This is a genomic window from Mycolicibacterium pulveris (assembly GCF_010725725.1).
Classification (GTDB): domain Bacteria; phylum Actinomycetota; class Actinomycetes; order Mycobacteriales; family Mycobacteriaceae; genus Mycobacterium; species Mycobacterium pulveris.
This window is the reverse complement of record NZ_AP022599.1, coordinates 3,090,159-3,104,016: the sequence shown is the minus strand read 5'-3', so window position 1 is coordinate 3,104,016 and position 13,858 is coordinate 3,090,159. Positions and strand designations below refer to the sequence as shown.

Here is a 13,858-nt window from a genome sequence, read left to right as displayed (position 1 = left end):
GGTCGGATTCACCTGTCGTTCACCGCTTCGCGCGTGACGCCCGGGCCGAAAAGACCGTAGGGTGGCGGGTATGCGTACCGCGTACCACGAGCAACTGGATGCCTTGACGGCGCAGCTCGGCGAGATGTGCGGGCTGGCAGGCGCTGCGATGGAACGCGCGACCCAGGCCCTGCTGCAAGCCGATCTGGTGCTGGCCGAGCAGGTGATCACCGACCACGAACAGATCGCCGCGATGAGCGCGCGGGCAGAGGAAGCGGCGTTCGTGCTGCTTGCTCTGCAGGCGCCGGTTGCCGGTGATCTGCGCGCCATCGTCGGCTCCATTCAGATCGTCGCCGACGTCGACCGGATGGGCGCGCTGGCCCTGCACGTCGCCAAGATCGCGCGGCGCCGCCACCCGCAGCACGCGCTGCCCGAGGAGGTCAACGGCTACTTCGCCGAAATGGGCCGGGTGGCAGTCGAACTGGGTAACAGCGCGCAAGAGGTGCTGGTCACGCGTGATCCGGAGAAGGCCGCCCGCATCCAAGAAGAAGACGACGCGATGGACGACCTGCACCGGCATCTGTTCACGGTGCTGATGGATCGCGAGTGGAAGCACGGCGTGGCCGCGGCCGTCGACGTGACGCTGCTCGGCCGGTTCTACGAGCGCTTCGCCGACCACGCGGTCGAGGTGGCCCGCCGGGTGATCTTCCAGGTCACCGGCAAACACCCCGACGAGGAAGACCTGCCGGCGTCGCGCTGATCGTCGTCGGGTCTCCCGCCGACTGTGCGGTTTCATCCGCGACGCGCCGCGCTCAGCGGATGAGGACGCACCCTCGCGGCGGGATCAGCCGAAGCGGCCGGAGATGTAGTCCTCGGTGGCCTTCTTGCTCGGGTTGGAGAAGATCTTCTCGGTGTCGTCGATCTCGATCAGCCGGCCCGGTTTACCGGTGGCCTCGAGGTTGAAGAACGCGGTCTGATCGCTCACCCGGGCGGCCTGCTGCATGTTGTGCGTGACGATGACGATGGTGAATTCCTGTTTCAGCGTTGCGATCAGCTCCTCGATCGCCAGCGTGGAAATCGGATCGAGGGCCGAGCACGGTTCGTCCATCAGCAGCACGTCGGGTTGCACCGCGATGGCGCGGGCGATGCACAGCCGCTGCTGCTGGCCGCCCGAAAGGCCGCCACCGGGCTTGTCGAGCCGGTCCTTCACCTCGGTCCACAGGTTCGCCCCGCGCAGCGAGCGTTCGGCGACCTCGTCGAGCGTCTTCTTGTTGCGCACGCCCTGCAACTTGAGGCCGGCCACCACGTTGTCACGAATCGACATGGTGGGGAACGGATTCGGCCGTTGGAACACCATCCCGATGGTCTTGCGGACCCCGACCGGGTCGACGCCCGCGCCGTAGATGTTCTCCCCGTCGAGCAGCACGGATCCTTCGACGCGGGCGCCGGGGATCACCTCGTGCATCCGGTTGAGCGTCCGCAGCACAGTGGACTTGCCGCAGCCCGACGGGCCGATGAACGCGGTCACGTTGCGCGGCGGAACGGCCAGCGACACGTCGGCGACGGCGTGGAAGGCACCGTAGTAGATGTTGACGTCTTTGAGGTCCAACCGCTTTGCCATGTCAGGCTCCTAAACCTTCTTGGGCGCGAACAGCTTTGCCAGCAGGCGCGCGCCCACGTTGAGAACGGCGATCAGCAGGATCAGCGTCAGGGCGGCACCCCAGAGCCGGTCGGTGGGCACCGGGTTGGCGCCTGCGCCCGCCGAGGTCTGGTCATACATCATGCCGGGTAGCGACCCCATGAACCCGCTGAACATGTCGAAGTTGATGGCCTGGCTGTAGCCGACGAGGATCAGCAGCGGTGCGGTCTCGCCCATCACCCGCGCCAGCGCCAGCATGATGCCGGTGACGATGCCCGACAGTGCCGTCGGAACGACAATGCGCACAATGGTTTTCCACTTCGGAACACCGAGCGCGTAGCTGGCCTCGCGCAGATCCATCGGCACGATGCGCAGCATCTCCTCGGTGGCGCGCACGATCACCGGAATCATCAGCAGCACAAGGGAAAGCGACACCGCTAAGCCGGACCGCTCGAATCCGAGCGTGGCAACCCACAGCGCGTAGATGAACAGCGCCGCCACGATCGAGGGGACGCCGGTGAGGATGTCCACCATGAACGTGGTGAGCTTGCCCATCCGGGTGCCGCCACCGTACTCGACCAGGTAGATGGCGACGAAGATACCGATCGGAATCGAGATGGCCGCGCACACCAGGCCCTGCAGCAGCGTGCCCACGATCGCGTGGTAGGCCCCGCCGCCGGCCATGAACGCCGTCATGCCCGCCTGCGAATTCCACCACCACTCCGCCGACGCGATCACCTTGATGCCCTTGGCGATCACCGAGTACAGCACCCACAGCAGCGGGATCAACGCGATCAGCACCGACAGCGTCACCAACACCGTCGCGATGTTGTTGGTGATCTTGCGCCGCAGGCTCACACCCTGGAACGTGGTGGCCTTCACCGGCCGATCGAGCGTTGTCGTCACTTGGCACCTTTTCCTGCGACCGCGGCCCGGGCCAGCGAGTTCACCACGAACGTCAGCACGAACAGCACCAGACCGGCGGAGATGTAGGCGCCCGCCTTGAACTGGTCGTTGAATTCCGAAGCGGCGGAAGCGATCAGGCTGGCGAAGGTGAAGCCACCGTCGAACAGCGACCAGCCGAACGCCTCCTGGGTGCCGCGCAGGATGATCAGCAGCGCGATCGTCTCGCCCAGCGCACGGCCCAGGCCGAGCATGCCGCCGCTGATGTAGCCCGACATGCCGAACGGCAGCACCGTGGTGCGCACCACTTCCCAGCGGGTCGCGCCCAGCGCCAGCGCGGCCTCGATCTGGCCGCGCGGCGTCTGAACGAACACCTCCCGGGTGACCGCGGTGATGATCGGCAGGATCATCACCGCCAGCACGATGCCCGCGGTGAAGATCGTCCCGCCGCCGATCACCGAGGCGGTGCCCGTCTTGAACAGGAACAACCAACCCAGGTTGACGTTGAGCCACTGCGCGGCCGGCGCAAGCACCGGAGCCAACACGTAGAGGCCCCACACGCCGTAGATGATCGACGGCACCGCGGCCAGCAGGTCGACCATGTAGGCCAGCGGACCCGCCAACCGTCGCCGCGCGTACTGCGTCAAAAAGATCGCGATACCCAGCGCCACCGGCATCGCCAGCACCAGCGCGAACACCGATACGAACACCGTCACCTGCAGCAGGTCCAGCACCCCGAAGTGCATGGCCGAGGTGTCGGTGGTGATCCAATTGCCGCCGTAGAGAAAGAAGTTCTCCTCGTTGCGGGCCAGCGCCGGGACAGCCCGCCACAGCAGGAAGAAGCCGATCGCCGCGATGAGGGCGACGATGAAGACGCCCGAACCTTCCGCGAGCCCGCGGAAAATCCGATCTCCCAACCGGACCTTCGCGTTTCGCGACGGATCGAGGGGGACGGGTTCCGGCTCGCCGAACGGCTGGGCCATCGCCTCGCCGGAACCTGCGTCCGACGGATTCGGCGTTGTCACATCGACCCCATCAATCATCGATCTGGTGTCCATCCTCGCCGCTCCGTTATCGGTTGCAGCCCGACTACTGTATTGCGTCCACGGCCGTCAGCAACCGCTCCTTGAACCGGTCGGGCAGCGGGACGTAGCCGGCGGCGGGCAGCCCTGATTGGCCCTGCCCGGATGCGGCCGCGGTGAGAAAGGACTTGACCGCGGCCGACGTGTCGGCGTCGTAGCCACCCGAGCAGACGATCTCGTAGGTGGCCAGCACCAGCGGGTAGGCACCGGGCTCCTGGGTGCCGTACAGCGAGTTCAGGTCCAGCACCAGATCGTTGCCCTCCGAGGCGAACGTCGCAGCGTCGATGGCCTTACCGGCCGACTCGTCGGTCAGCTCCACCGCGCCCGCGCCGCTGTCGATCGCCGCGAACGGCACCCCGGCCTGCTCGGCGAAGCCCTTCTCCACGTAGCCGATGGATCCGGGGGTGGCCTGGACGGCCTGCACGACGCCCGCCGACTTCTGGGCGCCCTCACCGGCGCCGCCCTGGAATTCGCTGCCGGCGCCCTTGGTCCAGCTCTGCGGCGCCGCGGCGGCCAGGTACTTCTGGAAGTTGTCGGTGGTGCCCGACGAATCCGACCGGTAGATCGGCGTGATCGGGGCGTCGGGCAGCGTGGCGCCGCCGTTGACCGCGGCGATCGCCGGGTCGTTCCAGTTGGTGATCTGGCCCTGGAAGATCCTGGCCAGCACGTCCGCGTTGAGCACGAGACCGTCGACGCCCTCGAGGTTGTAGGCCATCGCGACCGGCCCGAACACCAGCGGGAGGTGCCACGCCGGGTTTCCGTCGCAGCGCTCGGCGGCCGGCTGCACCTGCTCCTCGGACAGCGGGGAGTCCGAGCCGGCGAAGTCGACCTGACCCGCGATGAATTGCTGGCGTCCGGCACCCGACCCGGTCGGGTTGTACGACATGTTCTTGCCCCCGCACATCTGGCCCCACACCTGGTTGAAGACCGCGACGGCGTTCTGCTGCGCCGTCGAACCCTCGCCCGTGATCTCGTTCTTGCCACCGCATTGCGCCGACGCGTTGTCGGTTCCGGTCTCACCGGGCTGCGTCGTGGCGACATTGTCGTCGCTGCCGCACGCGGACAGGGTCAGCGCGGCGATCGCCGTGGCGGACAGAACCTTGCCGAGCGGCGCGCCCGTGCCCATGCTGAAGAGCTTCACGAATCCCACTTTCGGTCGAGGCTGGTTAACGGCTTGAGTCCTCCGGCAACGTATGCGGCCGTGGTGGACGCCACGGGGATGGGAGGTTAACGGAAGGTGAACAGGTGCCGTGGGTCACTGGTCGGCCGCGTAGGCGGCGTCGACGGCGAAAATCTCGAAACCCAGTCTCTGGTAGGTCTTTACCGCCGCGGAGTTATCCGCCTCGACGTAAAGCATCACCGTCGGTTGTGAGCTGTCCGACAGCCGTTCGGCAAGGTGGTGTAGGCCGATCAGGGTGAGCGCGCCGCCGAGGCCGCGGCCCTGGGCGGCGGGGTCGACGCCGACGACGTAGACCTCGCCCAGATCGGCGGTGTGAATTTTCGTCCAGTGGAAGCCGAGCAGCGCACCGGTCTGGTCGTCGAACGCCAGAAACAACCCGGCCGGGTCGAACCACGCTTCGTCGCGGCGCTCGGCGAAGTCGGATTCGGTCCAGCCGCCCTGTTCGGGATGCCAGTCGAAGGCGGCGTTGTTCACCCGTATCAGCTCGGCGTCGTCGGCAGGTCCGGAGTAGGTGGCGATGCGCACACCCTCAGGGCGGGTGACGGGCGGCAGATCGGTGAGCGGCCTGCGCATCTGCAGCAGTTCCCGCACCACCACCAGGCCCAGCGCGGCGGCGGTGGCGCGGGCGGGCGCCAGGTTGCCGTGGGCCCAGATGCGGGTGCCCACGCCGCCTGCGGCGAGGCCGGTGCGTGCCAGCGCCGACCCGATCCCGCGCCGGCGGGCCTCGGGGTGCACGACGAGCTCGGCCATGGCCGGCTCGGGGGTCAGGTTGAGGTAGCCGACGATCGCGCCGTCCGCGACGGCCAGCAGATGCCGGGTGCGGTCGTGCCCCAGCTCCCGCAGCACCTGATCACCGACCGGGGCGACACCGTCGGCGGCGGTGGCCGCGTCGACCAGCTCGCGAATCGCGCGCTGGTCGTCAGCCGACAGACCAGCACGCCACTGAAGCGCCGTCACTGGCTGCGCAGCGGGTCAGCCAGCGAGTCGGGCACCGCGTCGGGCATGGATTCGTGGGGTTCGTCGTCGTCGACGTCGTCGACCAGCTCGGCCGCGGCAGGCGGGCGGCTGCTGCGGGCGGGACGCACGGCCTTGTAGCCGACGTTGCGGACGGTGCCGATCAGCGACTCGTATTCGGGGCCGAGCTTGGCGCGCAGCCGCCGCACGTGCACGTCGACGGTGCGGGTGCCGCCGAAGAAGTCGTATCCCCAGACCTCCTGAAGCAGCTGCGCGCGGGTGAACACCCGGCCCGCGTGCTGGGCCAGATACTTCAGCAGCTCGAATTCCTTGTAGGTGAGGTCCAGTGGCCGGCCCCGCAGCCGCGCGGTGTAGGTGCCCTCGTCGATCACCAGCTCACCGAGCGTGATCTTGCCCGCGTTTTCCTGATTGGCGACCCCGCCGCGACGGCCGACCAGCAGCCGCAGGCGGGCGTCGATCTCGGCGGGCCCGGTACTCGGCAGCAGGATTTCGTCGAGCCCCCACTCCACGTTGACAGCAACCAGGCCGCCCTCGTTGACCACGGCCACCACAGGGACCGAGGTGCCGGTGGTGCCGAGGAGGCGGCACAGCCCGCGGGCGGCGGCCAGATCGGTGCGCGCGTCGACGATGGCCACGTCCGCGCTGCCCGCCTCGAGCAGCGACGAGACCTCGGTCGGTGCGGTGCGCACGGTGTGCGGCAGCAGGGCCAACGACGGCAGCACCGACTCAGGCCGTGGGTCGACGGTCAATAGCAGTAGATCCAACTGGCCCTCCAGCAGCCATTGGGGACCTCGCCGATGACAACGGTGTCGCTGGTGACTTCCCGGATTCATGCTTGACATGCGGCCGTTACCCGACCGTTAGTCATCTAACGATAGCGTGACACCTGGCCTTTGGCCGCGCCGAACCGGTCGATAAAGCGCGGTGGGCCAGAATGTGCGGGTGCGCAAGCTGCTGATCGGGGTGCTGGCAACCGTGGTCGCCGTGGTCGTCGGCGCGGCCGGAGCGGATTTCGGTGCGGCCATCTACGCCGAATATCACCTGGCCAGAAGCGTGCGCACGGCCGCGAACCTGCAGCACGACCCGTCGGCGGCGATCCTGGGGTTCCCGTTCATCACCCAGGCGGCCGACCGTCATTACGACGAGATCGAGATCCGGGCGGCCAGCGTCGATCACCCGGTGGTCGGCAAGGCGTCGCTGGAGGCGACGCTGCATGACATCGACCTCACCGAGGCGTCGTGGCTGATCGGCCCGGACGCCCGGCTGCCCGTCGGCAAGGCCGAAAGCCGCATCATCATCGACTCCACGCATATCGGCCGGTTCATGGGCATCACCGACCTGTTGGTCGAGGCGCCGACGCGGGAAAGCAACGACTCCACCGGCGGCACCACCGAATCGGGTATTTCCAGCAATCGGGGGCTGGTGTTCACCGGAACGCCGGCCAAGGCCGGGTATCACGAGAAGGTGAGCATCGCGGTGGACCTCGAGGTCGTCGGCCCCGACCAGACCACGCTGGTGATGACGGCCACCCACGTGCTGACCGGCCCGGGCACCGCTGACCAGGAGGTTCCCGAGGACAAGCAGGCTGCGGTGCTGGCGGCGTTCTCGACGAGCGTGCCGGGCCAGAAGCTGCCGTTCGGGCTGGCGCCGACGGCGCAGGGGGCGCGCGGCTCCGACGTCATCATCGAGGGCATCGCCGAGGGAGTAACCGTGGCGCTCGACGAGTTCAATTTGTCATGAGCTCTTCCTGGGTGCTGGTGATCGCGGTGCTGGTGGCCGCCTTCGGGGTCGCCTACGTGATCAGCCGGTTGATCGCGCTGCGCGCTCAGCTGCGCGTAGCGGGAGAAAAAGCCGCCAATATCGACACCAGCGGGCTGGGCTTGTCGACCAGCGGGCCGACCGTGCTGCACTTCAGCGCACCCTGGTGCGGGCCGTGCGCGGGGGTGCGCCGGGTCGTCGACCAGGTGTGCGACGAGCTGCCGCGGGTTTCGCACGTCGAGATCGACATGGACACCAACCCCGAGGCGGCCCAACGGCTTTCGGTGCTCTCGCTGCCGACGACGATCATCTTCGATGCCGATGGGCGGCCTCGGTACCGCACGTCGGGGGTGCCGACGGCGGCCGACCTGCGCAAGGTGCTGACACCGCTGTTGGCCTGAGCGCTGGGTCATTGGGTAAGCTGTGCGGCGTGTCCGCCCGCCTTGAGCCGATGCTCACCAAGCGCCGCGCAGTAGATCTGTGCCGCGTCGCGGGTTCTTTCTGTTGTTGTTGTAGCTGCTGAGCGCAGCTGCGCGATCTGGCGCGCTCGCTCTGGGCAGCCGTTCTGGTCTGCCCGCCATCAGCCCGGCCCAACTGCAACAGGAGTGTGACTTGATGCCGACCGACACCCGACCCGCCGTCCCCCAGGTGGATGTGCGCGGCCCCAGGTTCACCGCGTGGGTGACCACGGCGGTGCTGGTGCTCGCCCTTCTGGTGTCGACGGTCAGCCACCTCGGCGCCGCGGCGGTGCTGGGTGCGCAGGCCGCGGTGTTCGCTGTCGGCGCCGCATTCGGACCGCGTCGTCACCCCTACGGTCGGGTGTTCGCCCACCTGATCGCACCGCGGCTGGGCCCGGTCACCGAACGCGAGCCGGTACCGCCGCTGGGGTTCGCGCAGCTGGTCGGCCTGGTGTTCGCCGCCGTCGGCGCGGTCGGCTTCGCCGCCGGCCTGTCGGCGCTGGGACTGCTCGCCACCGGCCTGGCGTTGGTGGCGGCGTTGCTCAACGCAGCTTTCGGCATCTGCCTTGGCTGTCAGCTCTATCCGCTCGTCGCACGGGTTCGCAGGAACCCGGGCGTTCCCTCACCCGTATAGGGATTCAAAGCCCAAGCAAGCGAAAGGATTTCATACATGGCACGCTCCGACGTCCTGGTCTCGGCCGACTGGGTCCAGAGCAACCTCAACGCTCCGAACATCGTGTTGGTCGAGGTCGATGAAGACACCAGCGCCTACGACGACGGCCACATCGAGGGCGCCGTCAAGATCGACTGGAAGACCGACCTTCAGGATCCGGTGCGTCGCGACTTCGTCGATCAGCAGCAGTTCTCCAAGCTGCTGTCCGAGCGGGGAATCTCCAACGACGACACCGTGATCCTCTACGGCGGCAACAACAACTGGTTCGCCGCCTACGCCTACTGGTACTTCAAGCTGTACGGCCACGAGAACGTCAAGCTGCTCGACGGCGGTCGCAAGAAGTGGGAGCTCGACGGTCGTCCGCTCGTGAAGGATGTGCCGAACCGGCCCGCCACCACCTACACCGCCAAGGCGCCGGACAACAGCATCCGCGCGTTCCGCGACGAGGTGATCGACGCGATCGGCCAGAAGAACCTCGTCGACGTGCGCTCCCCCGATGAGTTCTCCGGCAAGATCCTCGCTCCCGCGCACCTGCCGCAGGAGCAAAGCCAGCGGCCCGGGCATATCCCCGGCGCCATCAACGTTCCGTGGAGCAAGGCCGCCAACGACGACGGCACATTCAAGTCCGACGAGGAACTGGCCAAGCTGTACGCCGAAGCCGGCCTCGACGGCCAGAAGGAGACCATCGCCTACTGCCGCATCGGTGAGCGCTCGTCGCACACCTGGTTCGTGCTGCAGGAGCTCCTCGGACACAAGAACGTCAAGAACTACGACGGCAGTTGGACGGAATACGGCTCCCTGGTGGGGGCCCCGATCGAGTTGGGAAGTTGATATGTGCTCTGCACCCAGACAAGGACTGACGTTGCCCGCCAGCGTCGATCTCGAGAAGGAGACGGTGATCACCGGCCGTGTCGTGGACGGCTCGGGTCAGGCCGTCGGCGGTGCGTTCGTGCGGTTGCTCGACAGCTCCGATGAGTTCACCGCCGAGGTCGTCGCGTCGGCCACCGGCGACTTCCGGTTCTTCGCCGCGCCCGGCACCTGGACGCTGCGTGCGCTGTCGCCGGCAGGCAATGGCGATGCCAGCGTCGCGCCGACCGGCGCGGGCATCCACGAGGTCGACGTCAAGGTCGCCTAGGCCCTCTGTTCGCTCGAACGTGAGGTTGTGTCCGAAGGATCCGCCGAGATCTCGCACACAACCTCACGTTCGGCGGCCGGGCCCGTGTGCTTGGCCGCGCGCCGCTGACTAGACTCGACGGCGTGGTGTTGTTCTTCGAGATACTGCTGGTGACAGCGGTTGTGGTGATTACTTGGTTCGCGCTGTACGCGCTGTACCGGCTGGTCACCGACGAGTCGTGACCTCCGGCGACGAAGCCATCGCAGCGGCGGCCGAGCGGGCCAAAGCGACCGCCTCACGCAACATCCCGGTATTCGCCGACCTGCCCGGCCCACCCGACACGGCCAACCTGCGTGAGGGCGCCGACCTCAGCGACGCGCTGCTGGCGCTGCTGCCCCTCGTCGGGGTGTGGCGCGGTGAGGGCGAAGGCCGCGACGCCGACGGTGACTACCGGTTCGGCCAACAGATCGTGGTCTCCCACAGCGGTGCCGACTATCTGATTTGGGAAGCCCGGTCCTGGCGGCTGACCGAGTCCGGCCAGTACGACCGGCCGTGGCTGCGCGAATCGGGCTTTTGGCGCTTCGTCAACGACCCGGCGGATGCGTCGGAGTCCCAGGCCATCGAACTGCTTCTGGCGCACTCCTCGGGCTACGTCGAACTGTTCTACGGCCGTCCGCTCTCCCAGTCGTCGTGGGAACTGGCGACCGACGCCCTGGCCCGCACGAAGTCCGGAGTGCTGGTCGGCGGCGCCAAGCGGCTCTACGGCATCATCGAGGGCGGCGACCTGGGCTACGTCGAGGAACGGGTCGACGCCGACGGCGGTCTGGTGCCGCATCTGTCGGCGCGGCTGTCGCGTTTCGCCGGATAGCCCCTCAGGTCAGCATCGGCGCTTTACCGGCATCGGCCAGCCAGGTGTTCTGCAGCTGTGCCAGGGTGCCGTCGGCGCGCAGTTCGTCGACGACAAGGGACACACAGCGCGTCAGCGGGCTGTCCTTGTGCAGGACGATCCCGAACTGCTCGACATCGTCTTCGGTGGCGGGAAGTTGACCGACCATCACGCCGTCCCGGATCTCGTCGGCCACCGCGAACGCGGTCGGAAGGTCGGCGACGATGGCGTCGATCTCCCCTTCGCGCAGCGCCAGCTTCGCATCGCTCGTGGTGTGATAGACCTCGACCAGGCTGGCGCTGCCCATCGACATGGCCGCGGTGTAACTGGTGGTGCCGACCTGGGTGCCCAGCCGCAGTGATTTCAGGTCCTCGAGGCTGGTCGCCTGCGCGGCGGGCGACGACTTCACGGTGACCACGGCCTGGGTCACGTCGAAGTACGGCGAGGAGAAGTCGACAAGGGCCCTGCGCTGATCGGTGATGGAGAACTGAGAAAGGTTGGCGTCAAAGGACTTCGGGCCGGCGGCGAGCGCCTCGCTGAACGGCACCCGAACCCAGCGGACCTCCTCGCCGCTGTAGCCCATCCTGGCCGCGACCGCGTACGCCAGCGCCGACTCGAACCCTTCCCCGTTGCTCGGGTCGTCGCCGATGTACCACGGGGGATAGACCGGCTGGTCGGTGCCGAACGTGAACACGCCCTTGTAGAGGGTGGCCAAGCGGTCCGTGCGGCAGTCCTCTGCGCGCGGGGCCGGGTCACGGGAGATCGGGGCACACGAGACGAGCGCGACGAGCACGGCGAGCAACGCGCCGAGCCTCCATGCGATGCGCATGGCCGCATCATCGCCCAGCGCGCGATGCAAGCCAAGCTCGATGCGGCAACGTTTTCCTACCGGTCCGGGTCCGGAGATGGGTCGGCCCCCGAGCCGTTGGTTCCTGGTTGGACAACACCGAGGGGCTCGGGGGCCGGGTGACTGCGGGGAATTCGCCAGCGCGCGCAGAATGCGAAGAGCCGTCAGCTCATTCCCCTGGCGCTGCTAGCTCGCAGCCACCTCACAAGTCCATAAGTCACTCAATTTGTCGGACCACCTCCTTCCCTGTGTACGGCCGAAGCTACCCGTGCACCGCGGCAGCGACAAGCGGTTTTCGGACCGTGACGCGGTCAGCGATCGCTGACGACGGCGGCGTCGATCAGCTCGGCGAACTCACCGGCCAACGGCGACGGGGCCAACGCCTTGCCGTCCAGGGTGTGCACGCGCGCGGCGAGGGTGATGCTGGACACCAACCAAATCCCTTGTGCGGTAAGCAGATCCGCTGGTCGCAGCGCCCGGTACTCACACTCGTAGCCCTTGTCGCGGGCCACGTCGAACATGGCCTGCTGGGTGGTGCCCCGCAGGATCGGGAACTCCGGCGGCGGCGTGAGCAGGGTGGGCCGCGCACCGCCGCGCTCGGATTCGGTGGCGAGCACCACCGTCGAGCGCGGCCCTTCCAGGAGGTAGCCGTCGGAGCCGACGAAGATGACGTCGTCGGCGCCGTGCCGTTCGGCGTGCCGCAACGCCGCCATGTTCACCGCATACGACAGCGTCTTCGCGCCGGCCAGCAGCCACGGCATCTCGGCGGTGCCCTCGGCCGACAGCCCGCGCGGCAGGCTGATCGCGGCCACGCCGTGCGCACGGGCGGACGCCACGCGGGCGGGCAGCCCGCCGACCGTCGCGTACCCGGTGGGCGCCGTGCCCGCTTCCCGGCCGCGGCTGTACACCAGCCGCAGCACGCCCTCCTCGGAGGAGCCGGCAAGCCAGCGTTCGACCGCGACGCCCACGGCGTGGCGCCACTTCGGCAGCTGCGGGGCGGGCAGATCGCACAGCCGCGCGGACTGGGTCAGCCGGGCCAGGTGCGCCTCCAGCAGGCACGGGCGGCCGTCGCGCACGAGCAGCGTCTCGAAGATCCCGTCGCCGCGCACCGCGGCGAGGTCGTCGGCGTACAGCAGCGGTTCGGCCGGGTCGTGCAGCTCACCGTCCAGCGTCACGACGACGGCGGCGTTTTGGCTCGCCATGGCCAAGAAGCGTAGCGCCGTAAAGTTGAGGACATGGCAGCCGTTTCCGCACCCGACACCGGACCCGACGCAGGCGCCGTCTGGCACTACGGCGATCCGCTGGGCGAGCAACGCGCCGCGGGCACCGACGCCGTCGTCATCGACCGCTCGCACCGGGCGGTGATCACCCTCACCGGAGCGGAGCGCCAGACCTGGCTGCACAGCCTGTCCACCCAGCACGTCAGCGAACTGCCGGACGGCGCGGTCACCGACAACCTGAGCCTCGACGGCCAGGGCCGGGTGGAAGATCACTGGGTCCAGACCGAGCTCGGCGGCGTCACCTACCTGGACACCGAGCCCGCACGCGGCGAACCGCTGCTGACCTACCTGCGCAGGATGGTGTTCTGGGCCGACGTCACCGTCGAGACCGCCGACCTCGCGGTGCTGTCCCTGCTGGGGCCCCGGCTGGCCGATCCCACGGTGCTGGCCGCGCTCGGCGTCGGTTCGCTACCGGCTGAAGCCACCGCGACGGCCCTTCCCGACGGCGGCTTTCTGCGCAGGCTGCGCGGGCCCGGCCTGGAGCTCGACCTGGTGGTGCCGCGTGAGCAGGCCGCCGCGTGGCGGCAGCGGCTCGTCGACGCCGGCGTACGGCAGGCCGGGGTGTGGGCTTTCGAGGCGCACCGGGTGGCCGCGCGCCGGCCCCGGCTCGGCGTGGACACCGACGAGCGGACCATCCCCCACGAGGTGGGTTGGATCGGGTCGGCGGTGCACCTGGACAAGGGCTGCTACCGCGGGCAGGAGACCGTCGCGCGGGTCCACAACCTGGGCAAACCGCCGCGCATGCTGGTGTTGCTGCACCTCGACGGCGCCACGGACCGGCCCGCGACCGGTGATCCGGTGCTGGCCGGCGGGCGCCCGGTCGGGCGTATCGGCACCGTGGTCGATCATGTCGACGAAGGCCCGATCGCACTCGCCCTGCTGAAGCGCGGCCTGCCAGCCGACACCGAGCTGGTCACCGGAGGCGAGGTGGCCGCCGCGGCCGTGATCGACCCGGATTCGATGCCGCCCGCCGATACCGTCGGGGCGGGCCGACGCGCCGTCGAGCGGTTACGCAGCGGGAACCGTTGACCGGGTGACACCCTGCCAGCACGTCGCAGCCAGGCACGGTAAGCTGTGCGCAGGA

17 protein-coding genes are annotated in these 13,858 nt (G+C 68.5%); 9 read left to right on the top strand and 8 right to left on the bottom strand.

Annotated features, from left to right (window positions below):
* Positions 1-70: 70 nt before the first annotated feature.
* The gene (gene phoU / locus G6N28_RS15065; protein ID WP_163901541.1) at positions 71-739 is read left to right on the top strand and encodes a phosphate signaling complex protein PhoU; all 669 of its coding nucleotides are present in this window, start codon (positions 71-73) and stop codon (positions 737-739) included.
* Positions 740-823: 84 nt separating this feature from the next.
* Here phoU and pstB read toward each other — a convergent pair whose 3' ends face one another.
* The 6 genes from pstB to G6N28_RS15035 form a co-directional block, all read right to left on the bottom strand.
* Positions 824-1,600, bottom strand: coding sequence for a phosphate ABC transporter ATP-binding protein PstB (gene pstB, locus G6N28_RS15060; protein ID WP_163901538.1), 777 nt, complete (start codon positions 1,598-1,600; stop codon positions 824-826).
* 9 nt (positions 1,601-1,609) lie between these two features.
* Positions 1,610-2,524, bottom strand: a complete 915-nt coding sequence (gene pstA / locus G6N28_RS15055) for a phosphate ABC transporter permease PstA (RefSeq protein WP_163901536.1) — start codon at positions 2,522-2,524, stop codon at positions 1,610-1,612.
* Positions 2,521-3,564 (bottom strand): phosphate ABC transporter permease subunit PstC, encoded by a 1,044-nt coding sequence (pstC, locus tag G6N28_RS15050; RefSeq protein WP_163906275.1) that lies wholly within the window; start codon positions 3,562-3,564, stop codon positions 2,521-2,523. Before pstC ends, pstA begins: the two co-directional genes overlap by 4 nt.
* A gap of 46 nt (positions 3,565-3,610) precedes the next feature.
* On the bottom strand, positions 3,611-4,729 hold the full coding sequence (gene pstS / locus G6N28_RS15045; RefSeq protein WP_179962202.1) for a phosphate ABC transporter substrate-binding protein PstS: 1,119 nt from the start codon (positions 4,727-4,729) through the stop codon (positions 3,611-3,613).
* Positions 4,730-4,858: 129 nt separating this feature from the next.
* Complete coding sequence (gene mshD / locus G6N28_RS15040; RefSeq protein ID WP_163901531.1) at positions 4,859-5,740, bottom strand: mycothiol synthase; 882 nt, start codon at positions 5,738-5,740, stop codon at positions 4,859-4,861.
* The gene (locus G6N28_RS15035) at positions 5,737-6,522 is read right to left on the bottom strand and encodes a winged helix-turn-helix transcriptional regulator (protein WP_163901529.1); all 786 of its coding nucleotides are present in this window, start codon (positions 6,520-6,522) and stop codon (positions 5,737-5,739) included. The genes mshD and G6N28_RS15035 overlap by 4 nt, the downstream gene beginning before the upstream one ends.
* Positions 6,523-6,700: 178 nt before the next feature.
* Here G6N28_RS15035 and lmeA point away from each other — a divergent pair, with 178 nt between their 5' ends.
* The 7 genes from lmeA to G6N28_RS15005 all read left to right on the top strand — a co-directional run bounded on the left by lmeA (position 6,701) and on the right by G6N28_RS15005 (position 10,629).
* Positions 6,701-7,498 carry a mannan chain length control protein LmeA gene (lmeA, locus tag G6N28_RS15030; RefSeq protein WP_163901527.1) on the top strand — a complete coding sequence of 266 codons (798 nt, stop codon included), beginning with the start codon at positions 6,701-6,703 and terminating at the stop codon, positions 7,496-7,498.
* Positions 7,495-7,917 (top strand): thioredoxin family protein, encoded by a 423-nt coding sequence (locus tag G6N28_RS15025; protein ID WP_163901525.1) that lies wholly within the window; start codon positions 7,495-7,497, stop codon positions 7,915-7,917. Before lmeA ends, G6N28_RS15025 begins: the two co-directional genes overlap by 4 nt.
* 29 nt (positions 7,918-7,946) lie before the next feature.
* On the top strand, positions 7,947-8,039 hold the full coding sequence (locus G6N28_RS27445; RefSeq protein ID WP_407662030.1) for an Ms5788A family Cys-rich leader peptide: 93 nt from the start codon (positions 7,947-7,949) through the stop codon (positions 8,037-8,039).
* Positions 8,040-8,131: 92 nt separating this feature from the next.
* Positions 8,132-8,608 carry a DUF4395 domain-containing protein gene (locus G6N28_RS15020; RefSeq protein WP_163901523.1) on the top strand — a complete coding sequence of 159 codons (477 nt, stop codon included), beginning with the start codon at positions 8,132-8,134 and terminating at the stop codon, positions 8,606-8,608.
* 36 nt (positions 8,609-8,644) lie between these two features.
* Complete coding sequence (locus G6N28_RS15015) at positions 8,645-9,478, top strand: sulfurtransferase (protein WP_163901521.1); 834 nt, start codon at positions 8,645-8,647, stop codon at positions 9,476-9,478.
* A 1-nt stretch (position 9,479) separates the two neighbouring features.
* Complete coding sequence (locus G6N28_RS15010) at positions 9,480-9,782, top strand: DUF1416 domain-containing protein (RefSeq protein WP_163901518.1); 303 nt, start codon at positions 9,480-9,482, stop codon at positions 9,780-9,782.
* A 217-nt stretch (positions 9,783-9,999) separates the two neighbouring features.
* On the top strand, positions 10,000-10,629 hold the full coding sequence (locus G6N28_RS15005; protein WP_163901516.1) for a nitrobindin family protein: 630 nt from the start codon (positions 10,000-10,002) through the stop codon (positions 10,627-10,629).
* A gap of 4 nt (positions 10,630-10,633) precedes the next feature.
* On the opposite strand, the gene G6N28_RS15000 is transcribed toward G6N28_RS15005, so the two are convergent.
* Both G6N28_RS15000 and G6N28_RS14995 read right to left on the bottom strand, forming a co-directional pair.
* A complete protein-coding gene (locus G6N28_RS15000) occupies positions 10,634-11,476 on the bottom strand; it encodes an ABC transporter substrate-binding protein (protein ID WP_163901514.1) in 843 nt (280 codons plus the stop codon).
* 329 nt (positions 11,477-11,805) lie between these two features.
* On the bottom strand, positions 11,806-12,696 hold the full coding sequence (locus G6N28_RS14995; RefSeq protein WP_163901512.1) for an aminodeoxychorismate lyase: 891 nt from the start codon (positions 12,694-12,696) through the stop codon (positions 11,806-11,808).
* 33 nt (positions 12,697-12,729) lie between these two features.
* On the opposite strand from G6N28_RS14995, the gene ygfZ reads away from it, so the two are divergent.
* Complete coding sequence (ygfZ, locus tag G6N28_RS14990) at positions 12,730-13,803, top strand: CAF17-like 4Fe-4S cluster assembly/insertion protein YgfZ (RefSeq protein WP_163901510.1); 1,074 nt, start codon at positions 12,730-12,732, stop codon at positions 13,801-13,803.
* The last annotated feature ends 55 nt before the right edge of the window (positions 13,804-13,858 follow it).

What these genes read in the sequence shown, in the direction of transcription:
- phoU (WP_163901541.1), top strand. Translation starts at nt 71, where the DNA reads ATGCGTACCGCGTACCACGAGCAACTGGATGCCTTGACGGCGCAGCTC.
- pstB (WP_163901538.1), bottom strand. Translation starts at nt 1,600, where the DNA reads ATGGCAAAGCGGTTGGACCTCAAAGACGTCAACATCTACTACGGTGCC.
- pstC (WP_163906275.1), bottom strand. Translation starts at nt 3,564, where the DNA reads ATGATTGATGGGGTCGATGTGACAACGCCGAATCCGTCGGACGCAGGT.
- pstS (WP_179962202.1), bottom strand. Translation starts at nt 4,729, where the DNA reads ATGGGCACGGGCGCGCCGCTCGGCAAGGTTCTGTCCGCCACGGCGATC.
- G6N28_RS15025 (WP_163901525.1), top strand. Translation starts at nt 7,495, where the DNA reads ATGAGCTCTTCCTGGGTGCTGGTGATCGCGGTGCTGGTGGCCGCCTTC.
- G6N28_RS15020 (WP_163901523.1), top strand. Translation starts at nt 8,132, where the DNA reads ATGCCGACCGACACCCGACCCGCCGTCCCCCAGGTGGATGTGCGCGGC.
- G6N28_RS15015 (WP_163901521.1), top strand. Translation starts at nt 8,645, where the DNA reads ATGGCACGCTCCGACGTCCTGGTCTCGGCCGACTGGGTCCAGAGCAAC.
- G6N28_RS15010 (WP_163901518.1), top strand. Translation starts at nt 9,480, where the DNA reads ATGTGCTCTGCACCCAGACAAGGACTGACGTTGCCCGCCAGCGTCGAT.
- G6N28_RS15000 (WP_163901514.1), bottom strand. Translation starts at nt 11,476, where the DNA reads ATGCGCATCGCATGGAGGCTCGGCGCGTTGCTCGCCGTGCTCGTCGCG.
- G6N28_RS14995 (WP_163901512.1), bottom strand. Translation starts at nt 12,696, where the DNA reads ATGGCGAGCCAAAACGCCGCCGTCGTCGTGACGCTGGACGGTGAGCTG.
- ygfZ (WP_163901510.1), top strand. Translation starts at nt 12,730, where the DNA reads ATGGCAGCCGTTTCCGCACCCGACACCGGACCCGACGCAGGCGCCGTC.